This is a genomic window from Ignavibacteriales bacterium (assembly GCA_026390795.1).
GTDB lineage: Bacteria > Bacteroidota > Ignavibacteria > Ignavibacteriales > Melioribacteraceae > Fen-1258.
In genome coordinates, this window is sequence record JAPLFG010000001.1 from 290,416 (window position 1) to 309,173 (window position 18,758).

Consider the following 18,758-nt stretch of genomic DNA (forward strand, 5'->3'; position numbering starts at 1 on the left):
TTAAAATGGTTATTTTCATGACCAATAAAATAAAATTGACAAACAGAGAATCCGATTGATTGAAAGTACTCTTGAACTTTTAGATAGAATAAATGAATTGTATGAATACGCTAGGCGCGGAGATGAATTTTTACCCGATGAGATTTGTAATTTCCTAACAAAGCAATTTGATTTGAATGCGGTAGTTCTCTTTAATCTTAATGAAGTAAGTTCATTTGAGGTAATTGGAAAGTCTCATAATGTAAAAGGTGCACACCTTAAGGGTTCCCTCTTCAAATGTGAAACTTGTAGTCTTATAATCCCGCAAAGCAAACCCTCACTGAATTTTGATACAAAATGCACAATTCAAATTTCTGAAAACATGCTTTTTGAAGCCTGCCTTTTGCTTGATCTATCGGCAAATTCAAAAATGATGGTAAAAATTGCATGGAAATCGGCAACTTCGCAAAACGAAATCGACACGATTGAAAAAATATTACGTTTAATTTCTTCCGTCTTAATAATCTGGAAAGAAAGACAAAATGGATCCCGGAATCATCATGATTCTCTTTCAAAAATTGTAGCTGAGACATCAAATGAACTCAAATCCGGCTCCAATTCCATTATAGGATTTACTTCGATCCTCGCGAACCAAAATTTAACTTCTTCACAAATAGAGTATATCTCAAGTATTAAAAAGAATGCACAAAATGTATTGCTTAATATTAATGATTTGAGCGAACTCTCGAAGATCGAGTTGAAAAGCATTACAAAAAATCTAAAAAAAGTTGAATTAAGGTCTTATATAAATGAAATAATAAATATATTCCAGAGTCGGATCGGTGATAGGGATATAAAATTTGTCGTTTCTCTCGATAATAAACTTGGCAATCCGATTAGTTTAGATGATCAAAAGCTGCGGTATGTTATTAGTACTCTTTTGTTTGTCTCGACGACATTAACATTGCACGGTGAAATTGTTATAAATGTTTCTGTTACAAGTGATGGAAAGATACAGTTTCTGATTTATGATTCTGGTAAAGCTTTTAGCAGCGAAGTAATTGAAAATATTTTTGAACCTTTTGTTCTATCAAAAGTAGAAGATTTTAAGAACTCTTCCATCACCGGACTAAGTTTTACTTTAGTCAAAAAATATATTGAATACTTAGGCGGAGAAATTTCTGCTTCGAGTACTGCTGGAAAAGGTAATTCTTTTACATTCACTATAAGTGGAGAAATGATGTCGAATTTAGAAAATAGTATCGCACAATTACCAAAACCAACTTCTAAAAATCGTGTGCTTGTAATAGAGGATGACTACGCAACTTCTAAGTTGCTCAATAATTATTTGACTAAATGGGGATACGATCCCATAATCGTGAGCACGGAAGAGCAAGCTTTCAATTTGATAAATAACGAACAGTTGCTCGCAATTATTTTAGATATTGAATTGCCGAATCTTAATGGTCTCGAACTGCTTAAGAAAATTCATGAGCATCATAATGTAAAGAATACTCCTGTGATTGTTTGTTCTGTTGAACCGGAACAGCAAAAAGCATTTATGATGGGAGCCGTTGAATATTTTATCAAACCGATAAATTACAATTATCTAGTTGAAGTACTCACAAATTACAGACTCAGAAAAAATTCAAAAATATTATGTGTGGATGATGACCTTCCGACACTAAATTTAGTAAAGCAGGCAATTGAATCCGTTGGTTTCATCGCGGTTGCAGAAAATATTTCTGCTAATGTTATGGATTCAATAAAAGATCAAGACATTGATCTTGCAATTGTTGACCTTGATATGCCTTACCCTAACGGTTTTGAATTGATTAAGATGATTAAGTCGGAGAAAAAGTTTGCCAACCTGCCGATAATTATATATACGGGTAAAGAGAATTACAAGGAAGATCTTTTCAAAATAGAAGGATTGTTCGAAGAACTTTTGGATAAAAGATCAACCAACATTGAGGACCTTGCAGACACAATCAGCGCAATGATTAACCGTTACGAAACTCCCCCGCCTCAAGAAGAAGTAATGGCGAAAGATAATGTAATTAAAATTTTACTTGCCGAAGATTACAAGCACTCGCAGATAATTGTTACAAGACTCTTAAAGAAAAATAGTTTTGAAAACATTGTAGTTGTTGAGAACGGCGAGGACGCTGTAAGAATGGCAAGAGAAGAAAAATTTGATCTTATTCTGATGGATATGCAGATGCCCGTAATGAATGGATTTGAAGCAACTGAAAAGATTAGAGAGTTATTAGAGTATCGCGATGTTCCAATAATTGCGTTAACTGCTTTTGCTATGAAAGGTGACCGAGAAAAATGCCTGGAGGTTGGTGCTACGGATTATATTCCTAAACCAATTGATTCCAAAGAATTTATTGAAAAAGTTAAATATTATACCCAGACTTTAGCATAAATTGAATCATTCATACCTAATTATTTAATTAAAAAAAGTCCCGTTTCGGCGGGACTTTTTAATGTTGCAGAATCCAAAAACAAGTTTTCTTATATTTGCCACAGTTCTAAATTCATTCGGAGATATTTTTGGAAAATATTCGTGTTCGCTTCGCTCCAAGTCCTACAGGTTATCTTCATGTCGGCGGATTACGTACAGCTTTATACAACTATCTTTTTGCCCGTAAAAATAATGGTAAGTTTATTCTAAGAATCGAAGATACAGATCGAAACCGTTTTGTTGAAGGAGCAGTTGAAAATTTGATTGATGCTCTTAAATGGTGTGGGCTTGAATATGATGAAGGTCCGGTTGTCGGCGGGTCTTACGGTCCTTACATGCAATCGCAGAGACTTGATATGTACCAAACATATGTTCAAGAACTGATATCGAGTGGGAATGCTTATTATTGTTTTTGTTCTCCCCAAAGACTCGAGATTCTAAAAGAAGAACAACAGAAACAAAAACTGCCCCAGGCAAAATATGATAAACACTGTCTTACTCTAAGTAAAAAGGATATTGAAGATAGACTCGCAAATAAAGAGCCCTTTGTAATTAGACTAAATGTAGAACCGAATCATAAAATAATTTTTGATGATATAGTCCGCGGGAAGGTCGAATTTGAAAGCAATCATGTTGACGACCAGGTTTTAATTAAGAGCGATGGATATCCAACATACCATCTTGCCAATGTAATTGATGATCACTTAATGCAGATTAGTCATGTTATAAGAGGCGAAGAATGGCTTTCCTCCACACCTAAACATGTTTTGCTTTATGATGCATTTAAGTGGGAACGACCTATATTCGCACATCTTCCGCTATTGTTAAATCCGGACCGTTCAAAACTGAGTAAGAGACAAGGCGATGTAGCAGTTGAAGATTACCGTAAAAAAGGATTTCTAAATGAAGCGCTCGTTAATTTTGTAGCATTACTCGGATGGAATGCCGGCGATGACCAAGAATTTTATTATATGGCAGATTTAATAGAAAAATTTACGCTCGAAAGAGTCAACAAAGCTGGCGCAGTCTTCGATCTCGAAAAATTAAATTGGCTAAATGCTGAACATCTTCGTAAAAAATCTAATGAAGAACTTCTTATTTTACTAAAGCAAGAAATTAACAATTCTCAATTCTCAACTTTCAATTACACAGATTCTTTCTTGGTTTCGGTCATTGTTGCAATGAAAGAACGGGTTTCATTTGTTAAGGAATATCTTGCCAAATCGCCCTACTTCTTTGAACCGCCAAAAGAATTCGAAGAAACTGCCGTTCAAAAAAACTGGAAGCAAGAAACGCCTGCTCAACTTAAAAGGCTATTAGATGAGTTCAGTACGCTTGTCAATCCAGTTAAAGAAGATTTTGAAAACGCGCTTCAGAAAGTTTCTGAAGAGTTAAATGTTGGTAAAGGAAAATTAATTCATCCTCTGCGTCTGGCTGTGTCTGGAATGAGTACCGGTCCCGGTGTATTTGATATTGTTGTTATTCTTGGAAAAGATGAAACAATCATGAGGATTCACAAAGCATTGGAGAGAATTAAAATAGACTAAGAATCATTCTTAATTTTTAATGGATAACTTGCAGTAAATGTAGTGCCTTCTGCTTCTGAAGAGTTAAAAGCGATTGTACCTTTCAAATACGTTTCGGTTAAATATTTCATGCTGTATAGCCCCAACCCACGTCCGGCTCCTTTTGTTGATACTGAACGGTTAAATAGATGCAATTGAATATTTTGCGGGATATGTGTGGAGTTATGAATACTGAATGTTACCATACCATTCTTCAAACCGCAGTAAAGATTAATCGTATCATTTTCATTCGAGGCTTCGATAGCATTCTTTAACATATTATTTAGAACTCTTCCGAGAACCGTTTCATCGCTTTCAAAATAAACATTTTCACTTTCCGGAAAAATGCTTATTGTTTTTGAACTTAATAAATCAGCACGGTTAAAATAATTGCAGATGGATTCGAAAAAATCTAAAGATCCGATCTCAGTGATTCTTAGTTTGGTTTGGCTTTTATCAGATGTAAGTAAGTGTTTATGAGTCCGTATCTCATCAACAATCCGGTTTGAAATACTGGCTACTATCTCTAAATATTGTTTTGTCTCCGGATTCTTAATGCTTTCCGGGTCAATCAGTTCAATAAAATTGTTAAGATTACCGGCGGTGTTTATAATATCGTGAAAAAATATTCTTTCAATCTGCTTACGTTCCGTAATATCTTCAAATAAGCCCACTCCACCGTTTATAACTCCGCCTTCTAAAATAATCGGTGCAAAATTTACGCGTACAGGAGTTATTTTTCCGGAAATTTTTGAGACAATATCGCCCTCATAATGTCCAACAGTTCCTGCAAGAGCATTTTCAATTGCGGTAACAAGATGGCTATCAATTACATCAATTAATTGCTCACCAATTATCTTATCCTTAGCTAAATCAACAATTGAAATGAAATTATCATTGCATGTTGTGATCTTTCCGAATGAATCAAAATGTAAGATACCAAGCGGAACATTTGAAAATAATAATCTGTATTTCTCTTCACTTTCGCGTAAAGCATCTCGTGTTAATTGTAAGTCAGATATAAGTTGAGCTATTGTGTCAAGTTCTTCAATAGTTTCAGGATTCAGTTCAATATCCGAATTAATAATTTCTTTGACATTAGCAGAAGTTATATTCCCTAATGATTTATTAAGCATAATATTTTAATCCTATTATAAAATATGATACGAAACAATGTTCGTATCTTTTATTAATTCGATTTAGTCCAGCTATCTTTCAATGTAACTGTTCTGTTAAATACCAGTTTTTCATTTGTAGTGAATTTTGTATCAACGCAAAAATATCCATGACGTTCAAATTGAATTCTGCTTCCGGGTTTTGATTCTTTTAAAAACGGTTCAATAAACGCATCCTGCAAAATTTCCAATGAGTTTGGATTAAGAAATTCTAGAAACCCTTTTTCTTTATCAGCGTCCGGGGCTTCAACAGTAAAAAGGCGATCATATAAACGAATTTCTGCTTTAACTGCGTGCTTTGCGGAAATCCAATGAATTGTTCCCTTCACTTTCTTTTTACTGGTTCCGGTTCCGCTTCTCGTTTCTACATCATAAGTACAGCGAAGTTCAACAATTTCACCTTTATCATTCTTAATAACCTCTTCGCATTTAATAATGTAAGCGTAACGTAAACGAACTTCACCGCCCGGTATTAAACGATGAAAACCTTTAGGCGGATTTTCCATAAAGTCTGTCTGCTCAATATAAATTTCATTAGTGAAAGGAATCTTTCGCGTTCCCATTGACTGATCTTCCGGATTATTAATCCCTTCAAGATCTTCATCCCCAACGTAATTTGTGATAACCACTTTTAGTGGTCGTAGAACAGCCATTGCGCGTTGAGCGTGTTTATTCAAATCATCCCTTATCGCGTATTCAAGAAGAGCAATGTCTGTAAGCGCATCCCGCTTGGCGACTCCTACTATCTCTGCAAAATTTCTGATTGATTCGGGAGTATAACCTCTTCGTCTGAAACCGCTTACTGTAGGCATTCGCGGATCGTCCCAGTCGTCAACATATTTTTCTTTGACCAACTGTAAAAGTTTTCTTTTACTCATAACTGTATAGCTTAGATTGAGCCGTGCGAACTCAATCTGTTGAGGATGATGAATTCCAAGTTCATTCAGAAACCAATCGTAAAGCGGTCTATGGTTTTCAAATTCCAGTGTACATATAGAGTGGGTTATTCCTTCGATCGAATCTTCGAGACCATGCGCCCAATCATATGTCGGATAAATACACCATTTGTTCCCCTGGCGATGATGTTCATCATGAACAATGCGGTACATGATTGGATCGCGCATATTGAAGTTTGGTGAAGACATATCAATTTTTGCACGTAACGTTTTAGAACCGTTAGGAAATTCCCCTTTACGCATCTTTTCAAAGAGATCAAGATTCTCTTCAATGCTTCTATTCCGGTAAGGAGACTCTTTACCAGGTTCTGTCAAATTTCCTCTTGAAGAGCGAATTTCATCCGCATTAAGATCATCAACATACGCCTTCCCTTTCTTGATTAATTCAACTGCCCATTTATACATCTGCTCAAAATAATCGGATGCGAAAAGAATTCTATCTTCAAAATTACCGCCAAGCCATTTTACATCTTCTATAATTGAGTCAACATATTCCTGTTCTTCTTTTTCCGGGTTTGTGTCATCAAATCTAAGATTGAATTTACCGTTGTAATCACGTGCAATTCCGTAATTCAAGCAGATCGATTTAGCATGACCGATATGAAGATAACCGTTCGGTTCCGGTGGAAAACGAGTGTGTACATTCCCGCCCCACTTATTAGATTTCAAATCTTCATCAATAATCTCGTAAATAAAATTTTTGGATTTTACGGGTTCAATTTTATTGTCACTCATGTTATCAGAATTGTCCATATTTTCTTTAAAGTAATTTCAGTGTAAAATTACATAATTAGAAATTAGTGCTCAAATAATTAAATCTAATTGAAAAAATAAATGAATTGAGCATGGTTTGTAAAAAATAACCAGCAATTGGTAAATATTGTCGCACAGTAGTATAAATTCAGTATCTCATTTCAGCCATTAAAAAAAATCCATCCCCCGGCTATAAGGGATGGATTAGGAGGGATTTATTGTGGAAGATATTTTGAGCATCGCCGGTTGAAGGCGGTATTTTTATTGTTTTTATTAGATCTGACTTTTAATACATCTAACTTATTTATACATACTGACGCTCCGGTACCCGCGCGATGCTCTAATTATTTTTAAGAATATTTCTGATGTATCTGTATCTTTAGTCGGCATACATTGGTTCAAAAGTTCTCTCTCTTTTACTACCTTTATTTTCAATTGGCTGATTGATTTTTTCATTTCCAGCTTCAAGTCTACGTTTATTCATCAAATTCCAAAGTTCATTCGTCCGTCTTAATTCTTCAAGGGACATGTATCCATTCGCTATCTCAATGAATTCAAGGTTGCTGAAATTAATAATACTGCAAACATGTTCATTTATCAGCTCTGAAACATCCTGGGCAAACTTGCCCAAATCTTTATAAGAACTTTCAGATCTCTGAAATATGAAATATCCGGTTTCTAACGTGTCGGGAAGTAACCAGAACTTTGTTGACCACTTAGATTCAAATAACAATGGTCTATTTATTTTTTTATTCATATATACTCCTTTAATAAAACTTCGTATTGAATATAAATCTGGATGGACTATAAGTATATAGATCCAAAGGATGAAAAAGGGATTAGAAATCTTAATGCGTATACTTTATTGATCTAACAATTCTGGTATACTCTGGATACATAGATGTGATTACAATTCAATGGAAAGCAGACTAAATGTTCTCGGTGTGATGACACAAAAAAAGGCTGATTCCGTTTTAGAATCAACCTTTTATGTACCGGAGGCCGGACTCGAACCGGCACGAGGTTTAAGCCTCACTGGATTTTGAGTCCAGCGCGTCTACCAATTCCGCCACTTCGGCATTTGTTTTCAGCTTATTTTACACATCAACGACAAGCAATAGTTGGTATTTTTTATTCCAACTTGAAATCGCTTAGCGTTTCTAGTTCAATTTTTGTGAGCGCAAATTTATAAAAATGATTGATGGAATCAAATTTCGAAAGCATAAATAAAATTCGAAAAATCATTAATGATATTCTTTTAACAATCATGTTTTGATACAACTTGATGTTGCACATCTTCCATGATTAATAAATTGATTCTTGCTGTTTGTATTCAATAAATATTTTTGTTAAAAATTACGCACCAGCCAAAATACTTTTCAATTTCTGCTGATCAGCAGAATCGAGGGTGAAGTGATCCATCGAGAGCATTTTATGATCATCATTATACTTGAACCACACAAATTCTTTTTGCTGTTCTATTTTTGATATTAATCCTCTGCCAAAAGAATTGTGAGATATTTCATGTCCAACTATTTTGCGCTTTGTAATCTCGTCTATTAACAGGTTAACAAAGGAATAAAGTGATACACCGATCGCCGTACCGTACATTTTATTGAATCCTTGTCTTGTCAATTCATCATTTGTTCTTAGAGCATATCGAATAGCATCCCTTAATTGTGCGCCGGTAACTTTATTATTTTTCTTGTTACCGCCTCTTCTGTTAAAAGAAATCAATGCATCGGTAACAATAAAATACTCGAGATATTCTTCCTTCTGATCCTTATCTGAACTGAGATATGGAATTTTCTTATCTTGTTGTATAATATCATGAATCATTCTGAAAATCTGGTTAATCAATTGTTCTTCTGCAGGTAAGTATATTTCTGAAAATGTTTTCATTACTTCCATCCTATTATTCCCACATTGTGGCTATTTTGTTTTTTATCTTCTGTTCGAAGATTGTAATTAGTCCTTTACTAGTGTCATGTCATTAGTAAGTTTTTTTATAAAAGTGAATCAATGCTTCCATAAAAAATAAAAACTCAACTTCCTTTAGAAGATGGATTTTTGTTTATCTAATAGCATTTGAATAAACATTAATTTTTCTACTTTCCTTTTGCCCGTTCAACTATTGGTCTCTTATCGCCGTCTCGGTTAAGTTTTTCCAAAATAATATCGGCTTCTTTTGGCGGTACATTAAAGAAAGAAAATGCATCGGAGATCTGAATTCCGGTAACTTTAGAAGGATCAATATTTGCTTTCTTTTTGAGCATTGTCAATAATTCTTTAGCATTCAGATCATCTTTTTTTCCGCGAGCAAAAAACATACGCGCTTTTCCTTTGTCGCTGTCAAATCTTCCTCTTGCTTCAGATCTCTCGCCTCGTTCCGATCTATCGCTCTTATCAAATCTGCTCGGGCGTTCGGATCTTTCACCGCGTGATGAAAACTCTCTTTTACCTCTTGATCTCTCTCCATCGCGGGAATATTCTTTTCTTCCCATCGGTCTGTCGTCTCTTTTATCAAAAGATCTTCTTCCTTCAAACAGATCGTGAATCTTTGCGTAATTCCCTTCTTCCAATTCATTTTGATAAGTATATTTGATCAAAGCAGCAACTACATCTTCTGGATTATGGCTCTTGATCATCTCTTTCGCAAGTTCAATGTAATTATGTGCAACACCTACTTCCATCATTGATCTTAATTCTGATGCAATTTTCTCTTTCTTAAAATTAATTACATCTTTTATAAGAGGAATTCTTTCTTTTCGTATTTCAGTTTGTGTGAAGTTTTTAATGAACATCAGTTTGCGGTGTTCCTCCGGAGAAATGAAAGTAATTGCGGTTCCTTCTTTGCCTGCTCGTCCGGTTCTTCCGATTCGATGCAGATAAGCTTCAGGATCCTGCGGAAGGGCGTAATTAATTACATGTGTTAATTCATCAATATCTAATCCTCTTGCGGCTACATCTGTCGCAATAAGAACATTTATTTTTTTATTTCTAAACTTAGTCAAAATTCTTTCACGTACATTCTGCGAAATATCTCCGTGAAGACCTTCCGTGTCATAACCTCTATCGGATAATTTTGAAGTTACATGATCAACATCATGCTTGGTTCTGCAAAATACCAATCCATAGAAACCAACCGTGGTATCAATAATTCTACACAGTGCATCAAGTTTATCGGATTCTTTTACTTCATAATAAATTTGTTCTGTGAGCTGAGTGGTTTCTCCGGAGTGTTTTGTTCTAATAATTTCACGTTTGCCCATATATTTTTTTGCGAGAGTAGCAATTCTTTCAGGCATAGTCGCAGAAAATAATAGAGTCCTTCTGTTTGGATTTGTTCTGCCAAGAATATCTTCTATATCGTCAATGAATCCCATATTAAGCATTTCATCAGCTTCATCTAATACAACAAAAGAAACTTCTGAAAGCGACATACTTTTTTTATTTAATAAATCTATCATTCGTCCTGGAGTTCCAACTACAACATCTACACCCTTTTTTAATCTTCTAAGCTGAGTATCATAAGACTGTCCGCCGTAAATTGGTGCTGCGTGAATATTTTTATTACCACGCAATGAATTAAACTCTTCTGCAACCTGAATTGCAAGTTCGCGGGTAGGAACAAGAACAAGTGCTTGCAAATGTCCTGCTTTAGTTTTAAGCTGCTCGATAATTGGTAGTGCGAACGCAGCAGTTTTTCCAGTTCCAGTTTGAGCTTGACCTATAAGATCAATTTTATTCTCTAATATTAGAGGAATTATTTTTTTTTGAATTTCTGTTGGTTCTTCAAACCCTTTCAAATGAATAGCGTGAAGTGATTCTTCCGATAGACCTAATTCTTTAAAGCCGTTGTTAATCATAATTTTTATTTCTCACAATAATTTAAATTCTCATTCGAAAACAAGAATCCGTTGATAAATGAAATCGAACGAGAAAGTTTTTTTAGCAGTTCTCTGCTCGATATACTCTGCCACTTTTTCCAATCTTTTTGGAATAGCCAGAATCTTTTCTTGTGCTTTGGAAGCCAGCTCATTCAAACCCGTGATAACTTCAATATCCCAAAATTTGATAGCTTCCTCTACAATTTTTTTATAATCCCACGGACCATAAATTCCAACACGTCTAACTACATCTGCCATCTCTCTGAAGTTCGGCATTGAAATACCCGGCATATCGATTGCGGGCATAATATCAGCCGCTGCAATCAATGCACGGTTCGGATCAATTTCCAGAATCGCTTTGAACACGTTTCGGTAAAACGTGTAATGCTTTGCTTCATCGGCAGCAATACTACTCAGAATTCCATCCAATAAGGGCTCATCAGTTCCGACATGTGTTCCCGTATTTTTGTGTGATATTTGTGTTGCTCTTTCTTGAAGCGTTGTATAAACAAACACTTTGTAAGGATCTCGATCCCAATCCGGATTAAACCCGGCTTCCAGATAGTGATACTGCATCATTTCGACATCTCGGAAACGAAACAGTCTGCCGTCACGCGCATAATCCCGTAGAATACATCCGTGACGATCTTCTTCTCCAGTCCACATGTTATTCCATTTGGACCAGAAACTTTCATCACCAAGATGTTTTGCTATTAAACGGTGAAAATGTGGAAGTCCTTCTTCCGTTAATAGATTTATTGCTACGGCTACGCGAACTGAATCCTTTACCCCTCTAACTCGTTCTTTGAGTGAACTTAAATTTTTTTCTTGATCATCACTCATCTTTTCGTCAGCAGGTAGAAAATCACTAGAGAACCACAATTTTCTTTTTGCAACGTGCGATTCGATCCACTCCTTTACCTTTGTTTCAAGATGATTAAGAACTTCTATTTTGCCAAATGTTTCCAGCGCTTTTTTATCTTCAAATGGTAGGATGATATCCATCTCTCACCTTTCTTTCTGAAAATATTAACGGACTGAGCTTTTCTATGACAATAGACTTTGCGACTCTCTGAGGCTTATTTGATGGGTTAAATTGAGAAATACAAAACCTATTTCGGGTTATTACCGTAGTATTTATGAAATACTAGTGCAAATATAGACTTAATTGAGGTGATATCACAGAAAATTCCATTTTATGACCGATTTGTTATGTAAAATTTTTGTAATGGAATAAGTTTGTATGATATAATAAAGCCACCGGTTTCTAATGAAAACGATGGCTTTTCAAATAATAAGAATTTATTTAGACTAATGTCTTATAGCTTTGCAGCATTCTCATATAGTTAGCGCGTTCGAATGCCGCCGGCTCTGCTATCGATTTTTGGCTCATGCTTCCTTTCATCAATGATACGGATGCGTATTCTTTTTCTTCCATCCAGTTATTCATTTTAGAAAGAATGTCTGCAATTCTACCAACTCCATTAATTAATAGTTCAGAACAAATCATTGCAACATCTGCTCCGGCCATCATTGATTTTATAACATCTGTATGTGAATGAACACCGCTTGTCAACGCAAGATTAGCATTGATGTTTCCATGGAGAATTGCAATCCATCGTAATGGCAGACGCATTTCCCAATTTGTACTCAACACAAGATTCGGTACAACATTAAGATTATCCAAATCAAAATCCGGTTGATAGAAACGATTGAAAAGTACTAATGCGTCAGCTCCAGCATTATCTAATTTTTGTGCCATGTTAGACATCGAAGAAAAGAAAGGACTCAATTTAATAGCAACCGGAATTTTTACATTCTTTTTTACTTCCTTCAAAACATCAACATACATCGTTTCAATTTCAGATCCAGAGGTAAGAGGATTCGTCGGTATGTAATAAATATTTAATTCAATTGCATCGGCTCCGGCTTGTTCTATTTTTTTTGCATAATTAATCCAACCGCCAGAACTAACTCCGTTCAAACTTCCAATTATTGGAATGTCTACTGCTCTCTTAAGATTAGCAATATGATCAAGATATTTTGCGGGAGAAAGATGAAATTTATCCTGTTCCGGGAAATAACTTGCTGCTTCTGCGTTACTGTTGTCGTGATAAGTTAAATAATGATTAAGTTCTCCGGATTCATGTGTTATCTGTTCTTCAAACAATGAATAAACAACAATCGCAGCAGCGCCTGCGTCTTCCATCGCTTTTACCGTATCAACACTTTGAGAAAGCGGTGATGCAGAAGGAACTAACGGGTTCTTCAGTTTTAATCCCATATACGTTGTTGAAAGATCCATAATAACTCCTCTATTTTATAATTCCTAAACTCACAAAGTGAAATAAAGAATCCCATCAATTGAATGAGATTCTTTTCTCATCTAATGAATAAAATTAATTTTCTTTATTCTCGTCATCGTTTGATAATTTCATCTCTGACATTTGTTCGTAGAATTTCCATTTTTTCAGAACTTCGGCTTGACCTAGTTCCAACAAATGTTTTGCTTCTTCCGGATGAGATTTTGTTAACATTTTATATCTGGTTTCATGATAGATGTATTCTTCCAGTTTAATTTTTGGAGCTTTAGAATCAAGCTTCAGAGGATTTTTTCCATCAAGAACGTTTAACGGATTATATCTGAATAACGGCCAGTGACCGCTATCTACTGCAAGCTTCTGGCTTTCCATTCCTTTCGCCATATTGATTCCATGAGCAATGCAATGGCTGTATGCAATGATTATTGAAGGACCATTATATGCTTCTGCTTCTAAGAATGCGCGCAGTGTTTGAGCATCGTTTGCACCCATAGCAACTTTTGCAACGTAAACATTGCCGTATGTCATTGCCATCATCGCAAGATCTTTCTTAGCTGTAGTTTTTCCTGCCGCAGCAAACTTAGCAACTGCGCCGTAACTTGTTGACTTTGACATCTGTCCGCCGGTATTAGAATATACTTCCGTATCAAGAACCAGAATGTTTACATTCTTTCCAGATGCTATTACGTGATCAAGTCCGCCATAACCGATATCATATGCCCAGCCGTCTCCGCCGATAATCCATACAGATTTTTTGACTAGATAATCTGCAACTTCTATTAACTTCAATGCATTATTCGACTTTATATTAGCAAGTTTTTTCTTGAGTTCATCAACGCGTTCTCTTTGTTCATAAATTCCAACTTCATCTTTTTGATCGGCATTTAGAATTGAATCAGCTAATTCTTTACCAATTTCTTGAGAAAGATTTGCTAGTAATTCTTTTACAAATTCATTTTGTTTATCAATCGAAAGTCTCATACCCATACCGAATTCGGCATTATCTTCAAATAATGAATTTGACCAAGCTGGACCGCGTCCTTCTTTATTAATTGCCCATGGTGTAGTTGGTAAATTACCACCGTAGATTGATGAACAACCCGTAGCATTCGCAATTACAGATCTGTCGCCGAATAATTGGGAGACTAGTTTAACGTAAGGAGTTTCACCGCAGCCTGAGCAAGCACCGCTGAACTCAAACAATGGCTCTTGTAACTGCTGTGCCTTGATGACGGCTGTATTGATCAAACGTCTATCAAGTTCAGGTAGTCCTAAGAAATACTCAAAATTAGTCCGTTCTTGTTCTCTAATTGGAATTTGTGAGACCATGTTAATTGCTTTGAACTTAGTTTCTTTTTTATTTTTTGCCGGACAAACTTCAACGCACATTTCGCAGCCCGTACAGTCTTCAACAGCAGTTTGAATTGTGTAGACATAGCCTTCAGGAAATTCTTTTCCTTTTGCTTCCATCCACTTAAATGTTTCTGGTTTTGTCTCAACGAATTTTTTATCATATACTTTAATACGTATTGCAGCATGAGGACAAACCATTGCACATTTACCGCATTGAATACACCATTCGGAATCCCAAGCCGGGACTTCGAGCGCAATATTTCTCTTTTCCCATTTTGTTGTTGCAGAAGGGAAAGTACCGTCAATTGGCATTTCGCTTACTTTTACATCGTCGCCTTTACCTTCAAGCATTTTACTCAATGTTGCGCGGACAAATTCGGGCGCTTTATTTGAAACAATTTCCGGAATTTCAATTATACTGGAAACTTTGGCAGGCACTTCAATTTTGAAAAGGTTCTCAAGAGTCTGATCAACAGCTTCGAAATTTTTCTTAACTATCTCTTCTCCCTTGGCGCCGTATGTTTTTTTAATTGATTTTTTAATCTGTTCAATTGCTTCATCTTTTGGTAAAATTCCGGATATCGCAAAGAAACAAGTTTGCATAATAGTATTAACTCTGCTTCCCATTCCGGTTTTGTTAGCAACAGCATAACCGTCAATAACGTAGAAATTTAATTTCTTGTCGATGATTTGCTGCTGAATACGAATCGGCATTTTATCCCAAGTTTCGTTTGTTCCAAAAGGACTGTTCAATAAAAATGTTCCGCCCTCCTCAATATTTCCAAGAACATCAAATTTTTCTAGAAGTCCGAATGTATGGCAGCCAACAAATTTTGCTGTTTGAATTAAATATGTAGAACGAATCGGTTTTTTCCCAAATCTTAAATGCGAAACAGTGGTAGATCCGGATTTTTTAGAATCGTAAACAAAATAACCTTGAGCATAGTTTTCAGTTTCTTCACCAATAATTTTGATAGAGTTTTTATTTGCACCAACAGTTCCATCCGCACCGAGACCGTAGAACAAACAACGTACAACATCTGGTCCTTCAGTCATAAAATTTACATCGTAATCAAGACTTGTAAATGTAACGTCGTCATTTATTCCAACTGTAAAGTGATTTTTCGGTTCGGCTTTTTTCATATTATCAAAAACTGCTTTAACCATTGCCGGTGTAAATTCTTTAGATGATAAACCATAACGTCCGCCAACTATTTTAGGCATCTTTGCAAATGGTGGATTGTTTGAACTCATAGCTTCAGAAATTGCAGTTACAATATCCAGATACAAAGGTTCTCCGATTGAACCCGGTTCCTTTGTTCTATCGAGAACAGAAATATTCTCAACTGTTTTAGGAAAAGCTGCGAGTAAATGTTTAGCTGAGAATGGTCGGTACAATCTGACTTTTATTATACCAACTTTCTCTTCCATTTTTTGAGATAGATACTCAACAGTTTCTTCTGCGGCTTCGGCACCGGAACCCATTAAGATCACAACACGTTTTGCATCCGGAGCGCCATAATAATCAAACAAGTGATATTGTCGACCGGTGATTTGTGCAAATTTATCCATTGCATTCTGAACAATATCCGGACAAGCATCATAAAATTTATTTACAGTTTCTCTTCCTTGGAAATAGACATCCGGATTCTGTGCCGTACCGCGTATGAACGGATGTTCCGGGCTCAATGCTCTATCTTTAAACTCTTTTACCTTTGTGTCATCTATCATTGCACGGATGTCGTCATCAGTCAGCTCTTCCATTTTCATTACTTCGGCAGACGTTCTAAAGCCGTCAAAGAAATGAACAAATGGGATTCTTGATTCGAGTGTTGCTCTATGCGCAATTGCAGCGGTATCTGTAGCTTCTTGAACAGAGTTTGAAGCAATCATTCCGAAGCCGGTTTGTCTTGTTGCCATTACATCACTGTGATCTCCAAAAATTGAGAGAGCAGCTGCAGCAATTGAACGGGCACTTACATGAAATACTGCTGGTGTTAATTCACCGGCAATTTTATACATATTCGGAATCATTAAGAACAAACCTTGAGATGCCGTAAAAGTTGTGGTTAAAGCTCCCGTCTGAAGTGCGCCATGAACTGCACCGGCAGCCCCGCCTTCACTCTGCATTTCTGTTACACTCGGCACTGTCCCCCAAATGTTTTTCAGTTTCTTTGCAGACCAAGCATCCGACAATTCTCCCATTGTAGACGATGGTGTGATTGGATAGATGGCAATTACTTCACTTACCCTATAAGCAACATGAGCAGCCGCCTCGTTTCCGTCAATAGTTATTTTTTTCCTTTCCATATGTTCCTCAGATTTATATTAGTACAATTTTTACATTTAAAACAACTTTCTTTCGCAATTACCTTGCCAGGTGCGGACAAGAATTTTCTTAGATAAGTCTGCATTATTCCGACTTTTAAAGTAGACTAAAAATAATCTTTGTCGGTTTTTGGAATTTATCGGCTAACAAATCTTATTTCTAAGAAATCTGTGAAAAAGCAAGTGTAATAATAGAGATTCGTAAGGAGAAAATAAAGACTCGTATATCTAATAATTTGATTCAGAGTTAAAAAGTTTACATGAAAATTTTAAGAGTTGGCGTGATAACTAAGTATTCATAGGCTTGAAGGTATAACTAAACCTCTTTTCTATGGTCTTAGATTCGAAATTAGGGAAATATTCTTCTACTCTCTTTGTAGAGTAGTGCGAAGTATTTCTTTGAATTCAGCGTCTATCTGCATCCTTATTGAAAATTGAGGATAATTCTGTTTATGAAAGGCTGAACTGATTTAGAACATGGCATCTACAAATTCTTCCGCGTCAAATTCTTGAAGATCTTCAATTCCCTCCCCCAAACCGATGTACCGGATCGGTATATTTTTTTCAGAGGCGATTTGAAGAACCGACCCACCTTTGGCGGTGCCGTCAAGTTTTGTAATGATAACACCGGTTAGATTGGAATATTTATTAAATTCTTCAAACTGCATTATGGCATTTTGACCTGAATTACCATCAACTACCAAGAGACATTCATGTGGTGCTCCCGGAATAAGATTAGATATAACTCCGTTAATTTTGTTCAGTTCCAACATTAAATTTTTGTTGTTGTGAAGTCTTCCAGCAGTATCAATTAAAACAATCTCATAATTGTTCGTCAAAGCAGATTTAATAGTTTCATAAACAACAGCGGAGGGATCTTTTGAAATATCTTCAACCAAGTCAACACCGGCTTTTGTAGCCCAACTTTTCAATTGTTCATTAGCAGCAGCTCTAAAAGTATCGGCAGAACCTATAATTACTTTTTTCCCCTCGGTTTTATATTTATGCGCCAATTTGCCAATTGTCGTAGACTTTCCGGAACCATTTATTCCAATAATTAGAATTAATTTCAATTTATTTTGATCTGAAATTGAATCAACCAAGATTTTCTGATCTTGCGGTTTAATCAATTTAACAAGCTCAGCTTTTAATATATCTTTTATTTTATCAAGTGTTCTATCTTGTTCTTTTAATAAAGCGGATTTAGCATTGTTAATTAATTGGTCGGTTAGCTTACTTCCTAAATCACTATTAATTAAAATTTCTTCCAGATCATCAAGTGTACTTTCATCTATTTTTACTTTTCTTGTAATAACTTCTGAAATCTTGGCTGTAAGATTTTCCCTTGTTCTTGTTAATCCTTCTTTTAATTTTTTAAAATCAGGAAATAGTTTCATTCTTTTTCCAATTTATAATTTCTTTCGCCCGTAATAAATAACCGATAAGTGATGCAAAACATAATGTTATAGAAATAATCATAACTCCTTGATAAACAATACTTAATTGATCTAATCGTAATAATGTGATAATAATAAAAATGCCTATTGAAAAGACAGTTGCCTTTCCCAGCATGTTCGATGGAAGAACCTTACCAATCTTTTTCTTAACATATAGTCCTCCAAGAAAAATCAAAATATCTCGGAGAATAATCAGCCAAAAATAAAAAGCCGGGATCATATTCAGCATGAATAGATTTATAACTATTAATGCAACCAGAACCTTATCTGCCAAAGGGTCAATTATTTTACCTAGTTCTGATATTTGATTAGTCTTGCGGGCTGTATATCCATCTAGAAGGTCGGATACAAATGCAATTAAAATAAGTACGAGAATGTAGTATCTGTAATAATCTTCATCTCTCATTAAATTAAAAAACAGTATAAAAGGAATGAACAAGAGCAATCTGAATAAACTGATTAGATTAGGCAGCAAGTATATTTCTCTTAATGTTTTATTCATTTGATATGA

General features: G+C 35.5%; 12 protein-coding genes and 1 tRNA gene. 2 read left to right on the forward strand and 11 right to left on the reverse strand.

Annotated features, from left to right (window positions below):
- Positions 1–55: 55 nt before the first annotated feature.
- A complete protein-coding gene (locus tag NTX65_01180) occupies positions 56–2,410 on the forward strand; it encodes a response regulator (GenBank protein MCX6167925.1) in 2,355 nt (784 codons plus the stop codon).
- A 128-nt stretch (positions 2,411–2,538) separates the two neighbouring features.
- A complete protein-coding gene (gltX, locus tag NTX65_01185) occupies positions 2,539–3,996 on the forward strand; it encodes a glutamate--tRNA ligase (GenBank protein ID MCX6167926.1) in 1,458 nt (485 codons plus the stop codon).
- On the opposite strand, the gene NTX65_01190 is transcribed toward gltX, so the two are convergent.
- From NTX65_01190 to NTX65_01240, 11 genes are all read right to left on the reverse strand, one after another.
- Positions 3,993–5,150 carry a PAS domain S-box protein gene (locus NTX65_01190; protein ID MCX6167927.1) on the reverse strand — a complete coding sequence of 386 codons (1,158 nt, stop codon included), beginning with the start codon at positions 5,148–5,150 and terminating at the stop codon, positions 3,993–3,995. The two genes, gltX and NTX65_01190, sit on opposite strands and share 4 nt — an antisense overlap.
- Before the next feature lie 53 nt (positions 5,151–5,203).
- Positions 5,204–6,898, reverse strand: a complete 1,695-nt coding sequence (locus NTX65_01195) for a glutamine--tRNA ligase/YqeY domain fusion protein (GenBank protein ID MCX6167928.1) — start codon at positions 6,896–6,898, stop codon at positions 5,204–5,206.
- A 379-nt stretch (positions 6,899–7,277) separates the two neighbouring features.
- Complete coding sequence (locus NTX65_01200; GenBank protein ID MCX6167929.1) at positions 7,278–7,655, reverse strand: hypothetical protein; 378 nt, start codon at positions 7,653–7,655, stop codon at positions 7,278–7,280.
- Between the two features lie 236 nt (positions 7,656–7,891).
- A tRNA-Leu gene (locus tag NTX65_01205) sits at positions 7,892–7,977 on the reverse strand.
- Positions 7,978–8,254: 277 nt separating this feature from the next.
- A complete protein-coding gene (locus NTX65_01210; GenBank protein ID MCX6167930.1) occupies positions 8,255–8,800 on the reverse strand; it encodes a hypothetical protein in 546 nt (181 codons plus the stop codon).
- Positions 8,801–9,006: 206 nt separating this feature from the next.
- On the reverse strand, positions 9,007–10,767 hold the full coding sequence (locus NTX65_01215) for a DEAD/DEAH box helicase (GenBank protein ID MCX6167931.1): 1,761 nt from the start codon (positions 10,765–10,767) through the stop codon (positions 9,007–9,009).
- Between the two features lie 30 nt (positions 10,768–10,797).
- Positions 10,798–11,793 (reverse strand): acyl-ACP desaturase, encoded by a 996-nt coding sequence (locus tag NTX65_01220; protein ID MCX6167932.1) that lies wholly within the window; start codon positions 11,791–11,793, stop codon positions 10,798–10,800.
- 301 nt (positions 11,794–12,094) lie between these two features.
- Positions 12,095–13,093 carry a dihydroorotate dehydrogenase-like protein gene (locus tag NTX65_01225; protein ID MCX6167933.1) on the reverse strand — a complete coding sequence of 333 codons (999 nt, stop codon included), beginning with the start codon at positions 13,091–13,093 and terminating at the stop codon, positions 12,095–12,097.
- A gap of 94 nt (positions 13,094–13,187) precedes the next feature.
- Positions 13,188–16,772, reverse strand: a complete 3,585-nt coding sequence (nifJ, locus tag NTX65_01230; GenBank protein ID MCX6167934.1) for a pyruvate:ferredoxin (flavodoxin) oxidoreductase — start codon at positions 16,770–16,772, stop codon at positions 13,188–13,190.
- Positions 16,773–17,260: 488 nt separating this feature from the next.
- Positions 17,261–18,187, reverse strand: coding sequence for a signal recognition particle-docking protein FtsY (ftsY, locus tag NTX65_01235; GenBank protein ID MCX6167935.1), 927 nt, complete (start codon positions 18,185–18,187; stop codon positions 17,261–17,263).
- Complete coding sequence (locus tag NTX65_01240) at positions 18,171–18,749, reverse strand: CDP-alcohol phosphatidyltransferase family protein (GenBank protein MCX6167936.1); 579 nt, start codon at positions 18,747–18,749, stop codon at positions 18,171–18,173. Before NTX65_01240 ends, ftsY begins: the two co-directional genes overlap by 17 nt.
- Positions 18,750–18,758: the final 9 nt, after the last annotated feature.

Bases quoted from the DNA above. Each gene is read 5' to 3' on its own strand.
- NTX65_01190 (MCX6167927.1), bottom strand. From the start codon at position 5,150: ATGCTTAATAAATCATTAGGGAATATAACTTCTGCTAATGTCAAAGAA.
- nifJ (MCX6167934.1), bottom strand. From the start codon at position 16,772: ATGGAAAGGAAAAAAATAACTATTGACGGAAACGAGGCGGCTGCTCAT.
- NTX65_01225 (MCX6167933.1), bottom strand. From the start codon at position 13,093: ATGGATCTTTCAACAACGTATATGGGATTAAAACTGAAGAACCCGTTA.
- NTX65_01200 (MCX6167929.1), bottom strand. From the start codon at position 7,655: ATGAATAAAAAAATAAATAGACCATTGTTATTTGAATCTAAGTGGTCA.
- NTX65_01195 (MCX6167928.1), bottom strand. From the start codon at position 6,898: ATGGACAATTCTGATAACATGAGTGACAATAAAATTGAACCCGTAAAA.
- NTX65_01215 (MCX6167931.1), bottom strand. From the start codon at position 10,767: ATGATTAACAACGGCTTTAAAGAATTAGGTCTATCGGAAGAATCACTT.
- ftsY (MCX6167935.1), bottom strand. From the start codon at position 18,187: ATGAAACTATTTCCTGATTTTAAAAAATTAAAAGAAGGATTAACAAGA.
- NTX65_01220 (MCX6167932.1), bottom strand. From the start codon at position 11,793: ATGGATATCATCCTACCATTTGAAGATAAAAAAGCGCTGGAAACATTT.
- NTX65_01210 (MCX6167930.1), bottom strand. From the start codon at position 8,800: ATGAAAACATTTTCAGAAATATACTTACCTGCAGAAGAACAATTGATT.
- NTX65_01240 (MCX6167936.1), bottom strand. From the start codon at position 18,749: ATGAATAAAACATTAAGAGAAATATACTTGCTGCCTAATCTAATCAGT.